This is a genomic window from Bremerella sp. P1, from assembly GCF_028748185.1.
Lineage (GTDB): Bacteria > Planctomycetota > Planctomycetia > Pirellulales > Pirellulaceae > Bremerella.
The window spans coordinates 4,416,066-4,430,135 of record NZ_CP118164.1 but is presented as its reverse complement, the minus strand read 5'-3'; the positions used below and the strand labels follow the sequence as shown (position 1 = coordinate 4,430,135).

The following is a 14,070-nucleotide window of genomic DNA, read 5'->3' as shown; positions in this document are numbered from 1 at the left end:
CGCCCAAGGAGCACGCCATCCCGCCCCGGCCGCACCCTTGGTCAAAAGGAAGTGCTCGGTGCCGGGCAAGCGATCGACTAGAAGGGAACCTCGTCGTCGCTCAGCGATTGCGAGTTGCCACCGGCAATCTCGATCCGCTTGTTGAAGTACACGTTGGTGTAGTCACCGCGCGTCCGCTTGGTGATCTCCAGGGTCACGTCCAGCAAATCGTCCAGTCGCTCGGACAGGTCGCTGAACTTGGCCAGGGCGAGTCCCAACGTCTTGAGGTCGCCTTTGACGTAAGGCAGCGCCGCGGGTGTGATCACCGAGTTCTTGAAGATGTGCCGGCCTTGATGCTGGCCGGCGATCACCAGCAGATCCCACTTGATCATCGGGTCGCCGCGTTGACTGCGGTCGAGCCGTACCGAATCGATCCGCACTTGGTATTTGCCGTCGGGAACCTCATCGAAACTGGGTGCTTCCGCCGACGAGAAGTCGTCATCGAAGTCACTCAAATCGACGTTGTTGCCGCCGGGCGCAAAGCTGTCGTCGTAATCGCTCATCGCTTAACCTTTCCGTTTTGGGTGCTTCCCGGCTTGGTCGCTTCCGCTGCGGTGCCGGTGCCGGGAATCGAGCCGGGGGCAGCGGATTGAAACGCCTTGACGAAGGCGTCGTAGTCGAGCGGAAGAGGATCAGGCAGCCGGCCTGTCCGATCGCCCGCTTCGTAGGTGGGATGCGGTTTGGTGCGCATCATGCGGTCGATCATCACGGTGCCGTTGGCTTCCTTGCGCGGCACCGCGTCGCAGTAGAGGATCATGTCCACCAGGCCGAGCACGACGTTGCGGGCCCGATCCGGAAGACTGGGCTGCGTCTTGGTGTACTCGCCGGTGCGAGTCTCGATGGTCTTATCCTGCGCGTGCGAGATGAGGATCAGACCGTAGGGAAGGCTGGCCAATCGTGTGAGCACGCGGTGCCATTCGTTCTTGACCAGGGCCCAGCCTTTGCCGTGGCCCATGTCGCCCTCGTACTCGATGCCATGCTTGCCACAGACGTGTTCGCTGCAGAACTTGAAAGCGTTGTCGGCGGTGTCGATGACGATCGTTTTGAACGGGTGATCGCCCTGGGCCACGAGTTTGCACGCGGCCAGGAAGTCCTCCCACGTGTAGGTCGGGACCTTGTAGACCTCGAGGTGACTGAGGCCGGGCTCGCACTCGAAGAAGATCGCTTCGGGGAATCGACTGGCGAAGGTCGACTTCCCGAGTTTGGGCGCTGAGTAAAGCAGGATCGTCTGCTTGCCCAACTCCGTGATCGGTTTGGTGCGTTGTGTCGGCAACGATAGTGCCATGCGGGGTGCTCCTTTCAAAACAGGGGTGCGTCGGATTCAGCCGGGGAGAGTTCCTCGTGCGGAGGAACGATTTCGTAGAGGTTGTCCGAGACGTTGGGATTGAATCCGGACTGGCAGTAAGGCAGGTACTCACACGGTCGCTGGTACGAGAAACAGCTCGACGTGTTGAGCAGCCACTTGCCCCGACGTCGCGCGTCGAGGTACTGCTGCGTGATTTCCCAGACCTCTTCCTGGAGCATTGCCAGGCGATCTTCGGACAAGTAAATGTGCTCGCGATGGAACACTTCGGGACGCGCGTACCATTCAGCCAGTCGGGCCTGATACTCCTCGTCCGACTCGGGCATCTGTCGCTTGGCGGTGGAGCGGCCACTCTTGTTCTTGGCAGCCAGTTCCGCGCGACGGGCCTCGTACTCTTCCTGCGTTTCACCGGCTTTCTGCTTGAGCCGACACTTGAGCAGGACGTTGTAGATCACGCCGACGATCGGATAGCCAAGCTGCCGGAGGTAATGGCTGTAGAGCGCGATCTGCGTGTCGGTCCACAGCTTGTCGAGGTAGTTGGCATCGATGGTGGATGCGGTCTTGTGTTCCAGCAGATACATCCCATCGGGCTGCTGGACGATGGCGTCCGCCTTACCCGCGATCACGAACGTCTGGCTGGGACGACCGGTGTCGGGATTGCGAATCTCGCCGGTGAAAGTCTTCTCGACCTCTACCACGTCGAAGTCTTCGCTGGGGTAGCGACTCGCATAACCTGTGATCATGGCGCGAGCCAGATGCCAGGCGGCTATCTGCTGCTCGTCGCCCACGCGCTCGGGGAATTGCTGGTCGATGTAATCCAGCACTGACCACAGGCGACCGTCATCCGCGGGCAACTGATACCAAAGCTCAATCGCACCGTGGATGACGCTGCCGAACGACAGCGCCTCGGGACGCTCGCGAGGACGGAGATGGTCGACGTAGCGATGCTTGTATTTTCGCGGGCAATTGCGAAACGTGTTGAGGGCGGAATACGTCAGGACGCTTTTCGAGGAAGCTGGATCCAAGACGTCCGTCGCTGCGTCACTGTTGAAACAAGGGTGCGATTGCGTGCTCATGCGGCGGCGGGCTCACAGGGTTCTTGGGAACAGGAATCCACGCGCTCGACGCGGAACGAGTCTTCGCCGAATTCGCGTCGCACGAATCCGATGAAGAGGCGATTGAAATCCCGACCGGCCGGCGTGCTGGCGTCGACGACGCAGCCACGCCGTACCGGATCGAGATAGTGGGCGACGTCGAGCCGCGTTTGGCTTTCGCCGTGCAGCGACTCGGTCGCCATGATGGCCAGCACCAACGACGATTCGATCTCTTCGATCGGGACCCCGTCAGCGAAGGCGTAACGATAGATCTGCTTGCTCATGTTTCAGTCCTCACGGGAACAACTGGGCCTCTATCTATTGACCTACCCGGTTGCCACGTGAGTTGACGAAACGAGCTCAGAGGTACTCGTGAAGACCAGCCTGTTCGAAGCGGTCCGCGATCCGATGCATCCAGCCGTTGAGCGTGGTGCGCGGACGTCCCATTAAGACCGCGATGTCGGTCATGGAATGGGTCTTGCGTAGCTCGAGGAGCGTTTGCCACTCATCAGGCAAGTCGGAAATCAACTCAGCCAGGTCCATTGCCAGTGCGGCGAGTTCCGCATCAGGACGGCTGTCGGTTCCCAGTCGCCCGTCGTGCTGATGGGCATCGATGGTCTGCGCGAACTCAGTGAGCCCCTCGTCAGCGATCTCGATGTCGACATTGAGGGAGCAGACACGGGTGTGGTCACGCTTCTCAGCCGACGCATCACGGAGGATATTGCGGACGTAGCGCTCGACCACTGCCGTGATGAACCGATTCCGATGGGCCTGGTCCGGGTCGAACTTCACCATGCTCTGCAGCACGCGAAGTTTGAGTTCCTGTTCCAGGTCCTCTCGGTCCTGGCCGGTGAATCCGACGCGGCCGATCAACTGCTTGACCTTGCGTCGGATGAGTCCACGGGTGAAACGATCGTCATTCGGATTGAAATTGGCATCAGCCATTTGTTGATTACTCCTTCGCCGGAGAAGGAGCGGTGACTGAGTGGGCGCAGTGCCGGACAGAGACGTGGGTGCATGGGCCAACGAAAAAAGCGGAGGCGATGCGAGTCGCGCCAAAATCGGCGTCGCCCACAGTCGCCTCCGCTTTGCGTCCGGCAGACAGTCAGGTAACAGATTCAGAATTCCAAGAGTGCAAATCAGTCGAGGGTGCCTACCCCGATCGCTAGGCGGGTACCTCCGTGACGACCATGCGGAACGGGAGACCATGCTTGATCTCCAGCACGTCAATCACGCCGTTCTGGATCTGGTCGAAGAATGCGAACAACTCGATGACTTGCTGCTTAAGCAGGAAGTCGGCCGCGCTGATTTCAGCTCGCGGTCCGTTGTCGCCGCCAAACTTGATATCGAACTGTTTGCGCGGAGCGGGGTCGAAGACCGGGTCGCCGTCGACGACGGTCAGGCCTTCCAGGCGACCGAAGTTGACGTGCTGCATCAGCTCGAGCAGCTGCCTTCGACAGGGAGAGAGTCCCTGCTTGGAAAGACGCGAGTTGGGATGACGCCCCTCGCCGGGCGCGGGTGCAGAAACAACCATTTCACTTCTCCTCGTGAACGTTTTTGGGTCACCGCAGTGGTGATCCTCACGTGGAGAAGTCTCGCTGAATTGGCCGTTTTAATCGGTGCGCGATCGGAGTCCGAACGGTGCCCAATCGGTTACATCGACTCGCCAAGTCGACGCGCCCGCATCGCGCCACTGTCGGTCAACCAGTATCCGCCATCACTTCCTTCTTTTGATTCGACGTACTTCGCTTTTCGCAGCTTGCCCCAAACGCGTTTCTGGGCGTTCGGATCTGCTAGTGGGCCGAAAGCGCGTCCTGTCACTTCGGCGTTCGATTTACGGCTATCGGAATCCAATGCGTTCATCTCGTGGAGTGCGATCAATAGTGCCTGGGCCCGTTCGCTCAATGGGATGTCCGCTGCGGTCGAAGTCGGGTGACCATCGATGGGAGGACCAGACGCACCAGCCCGCTCCCAGCTATCTGATTTGCGGGCAACGAGCGTCTCCTCAAGCACAATCAGTCTCGCCCTGTTCAAGTTCAGCAGTGTCTCGATGGCGGGCGTCACGCTGGTTCGTGTTGGCACCAGAATTGATCCTGGTTCCAAGCCGGCTGCTCGGATGGATTCCACGGCCCGTCGAAGGTCGCCGGAACCAGCAGGAACAACAAGATGCACTGGCAACGCCGGAGCGCCGGACTTGGCCATCGTCCCGACGCGCCAGCACCGGGGTACACCGTGAATCGGGTCGAACGCTGGAGCGAACTCGAACGCGGCCGCGAGCTCTTTGGCCAGCCGACGAAAGTCCAGCGAGAAGACAACGACGTCGCGTCTGCGCAGAGGAATCGTGTCACCGCTCTGGTCACAGACGGCCACAAAATCATCCTGGCAATGCTCAACGACACGCCATGGCAGATCCCTCGAATTCGGCGCGGGATAATAGCCAGCGATCTTGTCCGCCGAACCAAGCAGGGAACGCGTGGAATCAAAGTCGCTGCCGAGCAACGACTCCCATTCGGTCAGCACAGCTTGGCCCAACGGCACTTGATCAAGTGCCCGCCACAGTCTGTGCGACTTCACCGTGCTGCTCAGCCTCCTGGTTGATGATGAAGCCCCGCAGTGCGAGCCAACGTTCGACCGCGTTCGCGTCGGCATCGCGGGTGTAGTCGGCGATGTTCGCCGGCCGGATCTTCACGGACCTAGGCGTCTTAGAGTCGGCGAACTTGACTTTGAATCCAGCCTTGATGATCCGGTCTCGCTCTGGAAAGTCACGTCCGGCATCAGCCAAGGCGGAGAAGACGTCGGAAGCCTTGAGGATCTCGACCAAACCGTGCGGGCCACCAGAAAGGAACTGAACCTCAGTCAGTCGGATCGATTCGATCTCATCGACCTCAAAGCAGTTCAACGACGCCGCGCCGTATTCTCGCAGGGGTTCGAGCGTGTACTTCGCGTTCCCTGGAAAATGATCAGCGTCCCCGAAGATGTGTTTCCCAAACTGCTGCCGATAGAATCGCTTCTCGCCAACCAGGCTGGCGTTGATACGCAATTCGCCGACTCGCCGATCGTAGACCACAACGTCGTACTTGAGGGGCCGGTAACAGACGCTGCCGACATCCGCCCCGCTCATTGTCTCTTCACGCTTGAACGGCTCACCGTGTCGAACCAGGAACCGGACCTCGTTTTCGTCTGGATAGGCAAACACCCGGACCCCGCGCCCTCGCTTCTTCGACTCGAACCAGTCGTTCATTTCCTGTTCCATGCGGCGTCGCGTCGCGGCAGGGAAGCCAGGAAACTCTGGTGGAGGGTCATTCGCCGACTGGAAGTACTCGAACGACTTCCGTTTGAACAGAAACTGCTCAGCGTGCTTACGCTCGAGAATATCGGGATCAAGCAACCAGATCTGAATCGCGATATCGGCCGGCGTGTGGTCGTCACCATCCTCGAGCTCGTAGCCCGCCTCCTCAGCGATATCAATGAGTGTCGCCATGCTGAACGGCGTCGACATTTCGTCGACCAGGAAGAGCGCATCGAGCAGTTCTCCGGGCGAGTCCTCGGTCGGCGTCATGAAGATGCTAACGAGCCCCTCGTAGTCGATCTCCTCGGTGGCATCCGTTGGTAGTTCGTAGTCGCGAGACTGAAAGAACTCGCGATATGGCCCGAGAAACGACAGCAGTCGTTCGGGCGAGATTCCCCGCAGAACGTGCGGGCTCGAGAAATGGCGGAGTCGGAACGTTGCCATGGTTTTTCACTCCCTTGCCTGTGGCGCTGGGGTTAAACGAAACCGGTCGTCCGTCTGTCCCGGCGGGCGTCCGTGTACCATAAACAGTAAACAGCTAGCATACAGAAATTGCCTGACGTGAACAGTCGGCTAGAACAGCAAATTCTCTTTTTTCCGTTTCAGAAGCCCCAGCTCCTCCAGACGGATCCGCATGGCTTCTGCCGAAACCTGGAATTTCTCGGCCAACGGAAGGGCGGCATGCTCCAGCAAGATGTTGGGAATTCGGTCTTCGGGCACCGAGTAACCACCACGCCGCTGGCTCTCCTCGTTCAAGATCGCGTCTCGATTCTTGTCCAAGTCTTCCAAGTAGATCGGATCCAGTTCGCCATGAAGCTCGCGCCACACTGATCGCACCATTTCCGGCGGCATCAGTAGGGCGGCAGCGAAGTAATTCGCCTGCCACTCCAGCGGGCTCTTGTCGCTCGACCGGCAAACGTACTCGGCGCGATCTTCCGCCTCGGGAAGAAGCGACAGTTGATTGGCGCGACTCTGGTATAGGTGGCGATGCAGCTGCCAGTGGCCCACCTCGTGAGCAAGCGTGAAGTGGTAGCGACCGAGCATCGCTGGGTTCTCGTGCGGATCGAGACTGAGGTCAACTCCGACGATCCGGTCATTAACCCACAACGCACCGTGGACATCCGCGACGCCGAACAGCGCCTGCATGTCCTTGAACTCGAAGGTCAGCCCGAGGTGAAGTTCGACGATGTCGTCGATCGGCACGGGCGGCTCAACGACGCGATCATGTTCCTCGCCATACTTGTGCAGCAGGCAGTTAGCTTCATCCTCGAGTTGCTGCTTGGTGAAATACGGCTCCTTCCGCGTCGTACTCGCGCGTCGCGGCATCGGCTCTACCCCTTCTTTTCCTTCATCTTGCGTGCACCTTCGATCAACTTCTTCAACTGCTCGGCAGTCAGACCATTTGCCTCGCGGAGCAGCTCCGGCATCGCGGTCGGGTTCCTCTGGATAATCTCCGGCAAATCTTCAGGGACACGTCCGGCCAGCGAGATCCACTCGTCAACGTTCGCTTCCAAAAGCTCGGCCATCCGAGAAACCCGCTCCGCCGTAGGCGGATCCACATTGCCTTGTTCCACCTGGGAGAGATACGTGGGGCTTACGCCCGACATCTTGGCGAATGTGCGCAGACTAAACTTCATTTCGAGCCTGCGAGCGCGAAGTATCTTGCCAAATTTGTTAACGGTACGTGTCATGATTGGGTGGGGCCCGAAGTCAAAATACCCGCCTCACTCTGTTGCCACACATGTTCATATAGCCGCTCCGCCAGATCGCTCGTGTCTTTTTCAGTGAAGGGCGGTTGCGGCAAGGTTTCGTACAACCAATCAAGAATCGAAGTCTGGACTTCGGCCTGTGTCTGTGCATTTCGAGTCCAAAGGTCCATCGGTGCCAAGAGGTCGCGAATACTCAGAAGCAACGCTTTACTGGCCTGCTTTACTCTCTCCCGGTCTCCTTTCGTCAGAGTGTCTCGTTTGAGAAGGTCGAAGATCGCCATTTCCTCGGGAGACAACCCCTCCTCGACGGCCCGCTGCTGCTCCTCATCAAGACTCGCGGCGAGAGCGACAAGCGCCGCGAACGTCTGCTCGACTGTTGTTCTGTCCTTTTCGCGGTTGTAGTCCGCAATTATCTCCTGGTACCTGCGGTAGTAATCCATCATCAATGGATTCGTATTCACCATCGCCTGGAGCTTTCTTTCAACGACGTCTCGAATGTCTTGTAACGCCGTGTTTTTCCGGCGCACTTGCTTGAACTCCTCCTTCAGCTTTTCAAAGTCGATCTGACTCAGGTCGATTGTCAGTCCCTCGGCATGGTCCTCGCCAGGGCCTGCAGCCCGGATTGCCTCATTCACGACACGATGCAGTTCCTTCAGGACGGCAGTGACATCAGCAGTGTCCCGCTTCTCTTCCAGCTTCTTGTAGATCGCTTCGAGATTGTCGTGCCGCAACGCGTATTGAAATGCGCTCGGTTCGGTTAGAAGTGCCTTAAACCGATTGAAGACTTCCCTCGCCATTATCTCGAACCGGCGCTTTGCCTCGTCCGTCACGCAGACCGCGTCGGCACCATCCCGAATTGCAGAGATTCGATCGAAGCCACTCGCTCCATCGAAACGCGCTGGATCGAATCCGAGTCCGCGCAAGTGGTCTTCTGCCGCATCAAGGGCATCAACCAATGACGCGACAAGATTCTCAATCGGCTCGACCACCTCATCCGGCGGCGTGGCCTCATCGTCTCCTACGGCATACTGCGCGAGTGCTTTCCGCAGACTCTTCAACATTCCGTTGTAGTCGACGATGACGCCACAGTCCTTGCCCGGATACACACGGTTGGCTCGGGCAATTGCCTGCATCAGAGTGTGGGCCTTCATGGGCTTGTCGATGTACAGAGTTGACAGACATTCGACGTCGAACCCTGTAAGCCACATCGCACAGACGACCGCAACCCGGAAAGGATGTTTCGGTGACTTGAATGCATCCTCTACACTCAGATTCTGTCCACTCGCGTCAGTGAATCCTCGTTTGATCCGTTCGCGGTGGGGCACGATGTCAAAGTTCCATTTCTGGAAGTCTTTCACCTCGTTCTGCGCTTCGCTGATGATGATCTCGATGATTGTGGATTCCATCCACGCGATCCGCTGATGCAGTTCTGCAAGTTCGTCTGCGCGTTTCTCGCGAAGATCGTCACTCGTGGTTGCCTGAAGCTGAGCTTCGGCAATGGGGATCTGTGCACGCAGTTGTAGGATGCGATCGTTCCATCGAGGAATGATCCGTTCGTACATACGAGCGCAGGTGATCTTGTCGACGCAAACGAACATTGACTTTCCAGACTGCCATCGCGTCGAGCAATGTTCGACAAAATCCTCGGCCAACTTGTCCAGCCGATCGTCGGCAGTGATGACCTCGTAATCCTTGCCGAGAAGCTTCTCGAGCAGGGCAGTCTGATCCTGATCCAGATCGGCCTCAGCGACCTTCTCGGCAATCCGGTCGTTCAAGTCCAATCGCGCGAGCCCCAGCTTCTCGCCCCGGTTTTCATAGACCAGCCGGACAGTGGAGTGATCTTCCTCAGACCGCTTGAAGTCGTACTTCGAGACGTACGTTCCAAAGATTCGCTTCGTAATGTGGTCATGTTTGAAGAGCGGTGTACCAGTGAAGCCGATGAAGGAAGCATTCGGAAGCGCCAGCCTCATGTTACGGGCCAGTTTACCAGCCTGTGTTCGATGCGCTTCGTCCGAGATCACGATAATGTCATCGCGTGTGCTGTACGGCTCGTCCGGGCTGACGTTTTGATTGAACTTGTGGACCAGGCTGAAAATGAAGCGGTGGTTCTCCTGCAAGAGCGCCTTCAGTTCTTTGCCGGAACCGGCCCGGGGAGTCTTTTCGTCGGCAACGCCACATCCCACGAATGTTCGGAAGATCTGGTCATCGAGGTCTTCGCGATCCGTCATGATCACAAACGTAAAATTGCCGCGGACCATGCGTCGGACCTTCTGGGCGAAGAAGGCCATGGAGTACGACTTGCCGCTGCCCTGTGTGTGCCAGAACACCCCGAGCCGTCCAAGGTCCGGATGCGCTCGTTCGACAAGCGGCAATTCGAGCACTCGCGGTCGCTTCTTCGGTCGCTTGGCGATTTCAGTCTTTGGTTCCTCACCAGCCTCCAAAAGCATCTGATCTGCTTCGGAGAGTTCGGACTCCGGTAACTCGACTGTCGCGATCCGGTACTCCAGTCGTTTCTCCGGCGGAAACTGTTCCTTCAGCTCTTCCTGCTTCATCACAGAGCCGACAGCGTTGTTGACGCCCAGCACCTGATGATTGCGAGCAACGATCTTCCGAGTGCCGCCTGGCCGGCTGTCATCGAACAGGATGAAGTTCTCGATGATGTCCAGAAGCCGATCCTTCGCCAACATGCCGTCCAGCAGAACCTTCGCGTCCAGTTCTCCCTTTTGCTTCTCGTCGTTACGTTTCCACTCAGCGAAGTGCTCCCAGTCGCTGGTGACGGAGCCGTACCGTGCACGGTCACCGTTGCTGACGACCAGAAACACGTTGTGGTGGAAGGCATGCGGGATGACCTGCTCGGTCAGGTAGTCGGTCAGATTGTTGTCGAAACCCTGACGGATGTTTCGGTAAACGGCTTTCAGCTCGATGAACACAAGCGGCAGGCCATTCACGAAACAGACCAGGTCCGCACGGCGGTTGTAGTGCGGCACCCGGAGCCCTTGAATCTTCAACTCTCGGACGGCGACAAAACGATTGTTCGGCACGCCATTCGTCTGACCGTTCCGGAAATCAATCACACGGGCATGGTCATGCTGCATCTCATCATTTGAGTCACGCCACGTGACCGGAACGCCGTCCCGGATGTACTTGAAGAACTGCTGGTTGTGCTGAGCAAGCGACCGGGCGTAGTCGACCTGAGTCAGCTTGTGGAGAGCTTCGTCGCGGGCCGATTCCGGCAGTTGCGGGTTGAGTCTTGTGATCGCATCCCGCAAATCTCGAAGCAGAATCGCATCGCGTTCGGTGGTTCGTCCCAGCGTCCCGGTTGGGCCAAATGTCTCGTCATTCCAGGCATAAACGCTCTCCCAGCCCAGCTGTTGATGCAGGTAGTCCGCGAAGGTCTTCTGGACCAGCCGATCTTCACTGTTGATGCCGGTGATCGCCATCGCTGCTACTCCGAAACCTTTTCGTACGCCTGCCGGATCACGTGCAATGCGGCTGAAACCTGGTCTTCAGTCACAATGCTGAACAACACTCCTCCATTCTCCGAGGCATTGGGAATGAATGCATACTCGGTCGCATCGACTGCTCGCTGCGTTGGATCCTCGCACTCGGCAAAATCGAGGTTGAGAATCAGCGCCAGCCTCTGTTTCCGGGGGACCACTTCCATGAAGAAGTCATAGACTCGGTACGTGATACTCTTCGGACCGCACAACTCGACTACATCCTCACCCATCGAGAGCACATGTGGGCGCAACGCATCGAAAAGCTCCTTGCTGACCGGGTCCATGTCCAGCTTGTCGACGCTGTACTTGGCTGCCGTTGCTTTCCTTTCCTCCAGCTCTGCTGCCCGTACAGCCTCCAGATCCACCACCAGGGCTGGCCACACCTTGATCGCACGCGCCGTCAGGTCTTTGCCCCTGGCCTCCATCTCGAGAGGTGTCCACTTTGTCTGTTCGCGAATGTACTTGTTCAGCCGCAGCGGACTGTCGAGGAACCCGTTGTCGATGGTCTTTTTCTCGTCGAACGGACGGTCGCTGTACTCTGGGTTGTACGCCGTCAGCGTGATGTTCCCGAGCCGATGCAACCACACCTCGCGAATCGACTGCCAGTTGGCACCGAGCATCGCCTGCCATTCCGGACGCAGATCTTCATTTTGAGGCATTACGTGCTCGATCGTGAATTCCGACGTGTCGATCTTCTCCTTACTGTCGTTTTCGATCCGATCCAGCAGGTAGTGGCAATGACGCATGTCGTAGACATCTCGCGTCTCCAGCGCTTCGCGGAACTCTGCATCGGTCGGGAATCGTCGCTTCTTCCCTTGCCGGTACAGCGACACCTCCAGACTTAGCAGAGGAGCGTCGTCGCGAATGCGAGCCGCGAGGGATGCGAAGATCTGGCCGAGACTCCGGGTCTGCATGGCACAGACCGAGCGGCGAAAGACATAGCTTTCCAGAATCTCAACCGCCGCCACAAATTCATCGAGCGACAGTGTCTTGGCGTGGGCGTGGCAGTCATACAGCCGCAGAATTACCGGTGATGCCACTTCGACTAGGCCACGCAGGCGGCGAAAGGCCTCTTTCAGTTTCGGCTGAGTTTCCTGCCCAAGAATGAAGGCCACATAGTATTCGCCGAATCGTTTCAGCCGCGCCAGGATCTCCTCGATTGATGTACCGTTGGCGACGCTGTGAAAGTAGTTCCGGAAGTTCTGGTAGATTTCGTCGGCTTTGATGGGCTTGCTGGGACGGAGCAGCAGCGTCAGATAGTCCCGGACGAACTTGTCGAAGTCGGTACGGTATCTGGCACCGAACGCCAACTCAATCGGCTGCCAGTGGTCGTGGTATAATTGCGTCTGCACCTCTTCCTCCTGACGCATCAGCACGAAGTTGCGGATCAGATCCGCCTGTGTCAGGTCGAGCCCCGTGGAGTTCAGGCTCTCGAAGATCATCTGCGGATCGTCCTGGCCGCGCGTCAGGCAGACGTCGACCGCCACCAGTTTCTTGACTCCGCGATAGACTACATCCAGATCGGCGTTGGCGAGCTGCTCGTTGAAGAACTCGAAGTTCTCCCGAATCCGTTCTGAGCATTCCTTCGGGAAATCCTTCCGGTCCATCATTGCCGTCAGCGATTCATGGTCGGCGCGGCGGAGGTGCAGTTTGTAACGACGGTCGCCTTTCCCGTGGATGTTGCACAGGTAGTAGTCCTCCAGCTCGACTCTTGAGGGGAGTCCCTCTTCGTCGTGAGGTTCCTCATCCTCTTCATCTTCCGGGATATGGTCCCGAAGCGCGGCCAGCAGAATCGCCAGTGTGGTGAGTCGCTGCTGGCCATCTATGAGCAGCCAGCGTGTGATCTTTGCGGACGTGTCTTCGGCGGCGATGTAGACAACGGAACCGACGAAGTGCGCCTTCGCGTTGTCGTCTGAGCCGACCCGGACGATGTCTTTCCACAGCTGCAGACAGTTCTTCGTTCCCCAGCTGTAATCTCGCTGGAACACCGGGACGATGAACTGTTTCGGGCCTTCCAGCAGTTGTGTGAGCCTGACGTCTTCGGCCTTCATGCTGCCACCTCCCCGCTCATTAGGCGCGGCAACAGAAGGTCGCGTGCCTCGCGCAGCTTCTGATTCTGTCGCCAGCAGTTGTCCCAGAGTTTGTTCATTGGAACGACCCAGTCACAGAACGCTCGCTGAAGTCGCTCCGGCGCGACCAGGATCGGCACTGCGGACAACACCGGAGTGTCTAGTTTCTTCGTACCATGTGAGGCTTCTGTGGCACGATCGCGGATCTGATCACGCTGTGACACGAGCGAAGCGAAGAGATACTCAGGCCGAATGTCTGAAACGGCTACAAGCGCCTTGAGGTCTTGGTTGAATGTCACCGGTTGGCTACAGACGGCAACACGGAATTCTTTTGCCAGAGACATCCCTCGAACGACGGCCAGTATAGTGTTTGTCGGGACAAGTCGGGTTCCCTGTTCTGCTCCCTCCTGAGTGACTCGAAGTGACGAATCCTGAAGGCGAAGTTGTGTCATCTCTTTGGAACTGATCCAGGGAATGTGTCCCTCCCAAAACTCTGGTCGCGACTTCCTGGGTGTCCCACCCGAAAGGAACTTCGCGCAGTCGCCCAGTGGCCGACGTTCCCAACCCTCGGGGATTCCCTTGACGATCCGGGTGTGCTCGTGCCCGGGAAAGCGGAGACGGACAAACCACTCTTCAAAGAGAAGCCGCGCCGACTCTTCCAACAAGCTCATGCGCTGCTGGTTGTTGTCGATCAGGTCGTCATAGGCAGTGAGGACGTCGGCAATCCTCACCTGCGTGTCGAGGGGAGGCCGCGGCACCTTGAGATCTGCCAACTTGCTTCCCGCAAGCCCTGCGGCGCCAACTTGTTTTGCTATTGAGAGAACTGTGGCTCGTCCAACATACGATTGAAAGAAGTAGAAGTAGAATCGCGAATCTGCTCTGGTCCTCTCTAGTCGTGCGCGAATGAGATGCGATTCGAATGTCGTAGTTTCAGGAAGTGAAACGACGAGTGAGCACTTTCCCGTCCCCTCAACCTTCAGTGAAGATCGGGCAAATAGGAGATCGCCTTGTTCTAGTGTTGCGACAGTCAATTCACGCTCATTTAGTTGCACTCTCTCCATCGGTTG

General features: G+C 57.9%; 13 protein-coding genes. All 13 read right to left on the bottom strand.

Annotation, left to right across the window (positions count from 1 at the left end; translation table 11 throughout):
- Positions 1-77: 77 nt before the first annotated feature.
- The 13 genes from PSR63_RS18605 to PSR63_RS18545 all read right to left on the bottom strand — a co-directional run bounded on the left by PSR63_RS18605 (position 78) and on the right by PSR63_RS18545 (position 14,064).
- Positions 78-542, bottom strand: a complete 465-nt coding sequence (locus PSR63_RS18605) for a DUF669 domain-containing protein (protein WP_274327180.1) — start codon at positions 540-542, stop codon at positions 78-80.
- On the bottom strand, positions 539-1,324 hold the full coding sequence (locus PSR63_RS18600; RefSeq protein WP_274327179.1) for an ATP-binding protein: 786 nt from the start codon (positions 1,322-1,324) through the stop codon (positions 539-541). Before PSR63_RS18600 ends, PSR63_RS18605 begins: the two co-directional genes overlap by 4 nt.
- 14 nt (positions 1,325-1,338) lie before the next feature.
- The gene (locus PSR63_RS18595) at positions 1,339-2,418 is read right to left on the bottom strand and encodes a RecB family exonuclease (protein WP_274327178.1); all 1,080 of its coding nucleotides are present in this window, start codon (positions 2,416-2,418) and stop codon (positions 1,339-1,341) included.
- Positions 2,415-2,720 carry a hypothetical protein gene (locus tag PSR63_RS18590; RefSeq protein WP_274327177.1) on the bottom strand — a complete coding sequence of 102 codons (306 nt, stop codon included), beginning with the start codon at positions 2,718-2,720 and terminating at the stop codon, positions 2,415-2,417. The genes PSR63_RS18595 and PSR63_RS18590 overlap by 4 nt, the downstream gene beginning before the upstream one ends.
- A gap of 76 nt (positions 2,721-2,796) precedes the next feature.
- Positions 2,797-3,381: a sigma factor gene (locus PSR63_RS18585; RefSeq protein WP_274327176.1), complete on the bottom strand. Its 585-nt coding sequence runs from the start codon at positions 3,379-3,381 to the stop codon at positions 2,797-2,799.
- 220 nt (positions 3,382-3,601) lie between these two features.
- Positions 3,602-3,970 (bottom strand): hypothetical protein, encoded by a 369-nt coding sequence (locus tag PSR63_RS18580; RefSeq protein WP_274327175.1) that lies wholly within the window; start codon positions 3,968-3,970, stop codon positions 3,602-3,604.
- Between the two features lie 119 nt (positions 3,971-4,089).
- Positions 4,090-5,010 carry a hypothetical protein gene (locus PSR63_RS18575; protein WP_274327174.1) on the bottom strand — a complete coding sequence of 307 codons (921 nt, stop codon included), beginning with the start codon at positions 5,008-5,010 and terminating at the stop codon, positions 4,090-4,092.
- Positions 4,979-6,169, bottom strand: a complete 1,191-nt coding sequence (locus tag PSR63_RS18570) for a hypothetical protein (protein WP_274327173.1) — start codon at positions 6,167-6,169, stop codon at positions 4,979-4,981. The genes PSR63_RS18575 and PSR63_RS18570 overlap by 32 nt, the downstream gene beginning before the upstream one ends.
- A gap of 129 nt (positions 6,170-6,298) precedes the next feature.
- Complete coding sequence (locus tag PSR63_RS18565; RefSeq protein ID WP_274327172.1) at positions 6,299-7,051, bottom strand: ImmA/IrrE family metallo-endopeptidase; 753 nt, start codon at positions 7,049-7,051, stop codon at positions 6,299-6,301.
- 5 nt (positions 7,052-7,056) lie between these two features.
- Entirely contained in the window at positions 7,057-7,416 is a 360-nt protein-coding gene (locus tag PSR63_RS18560; RefSeq protein ID WP_274327171.1) for a helix-turn-helix domain-containing protein, read from the bottom strand.
- Complete coding sequence (locus PSR63_RS18555) at positions 7,413-10,874, bottom strand: type I restriction endonuclease subunit R (RefSeq protein WP_274327170.1); 3,462 nt, start codon at positions 10,872-10,874, stop codon at positions 7,413-7,415. Before PSR63_RS18555 ends, PSR63_RS18560 begins: the two co-directional genes overlap by 4 nt.
- 5 nt (positions 10,875-10,879) lie before the next feature.
- Positions 10,880-12,985 (bottom strand): DUF262 and DUF1524 domain-containing protein, encoded by a 2,106-nt coding sequence (locus tag PSR63_RS18550; RefSeq protein WP_274327169.1) that lies wholly within the window; start codon positions 12,983-12,985, stop codon positions 10,880-10,882.
- Positions 12,982-14,064, bottom strand: coding sequence for a restriction endonuclease subunit S (locus tag PSR63_RS18545; RefSeq protein ID WP_274334209.1), 1,083 nt, complete (start codon positions 14,062-14,064; stop codon positions 12,982-12,984). The genes PSR63_RS18550 and PSR63_RS18545 overlap by 4 nt, the downstream gene beginning before the upstream one ends.
- Positions 14,065-14,070: the final 6 nt, after the last annotated feature.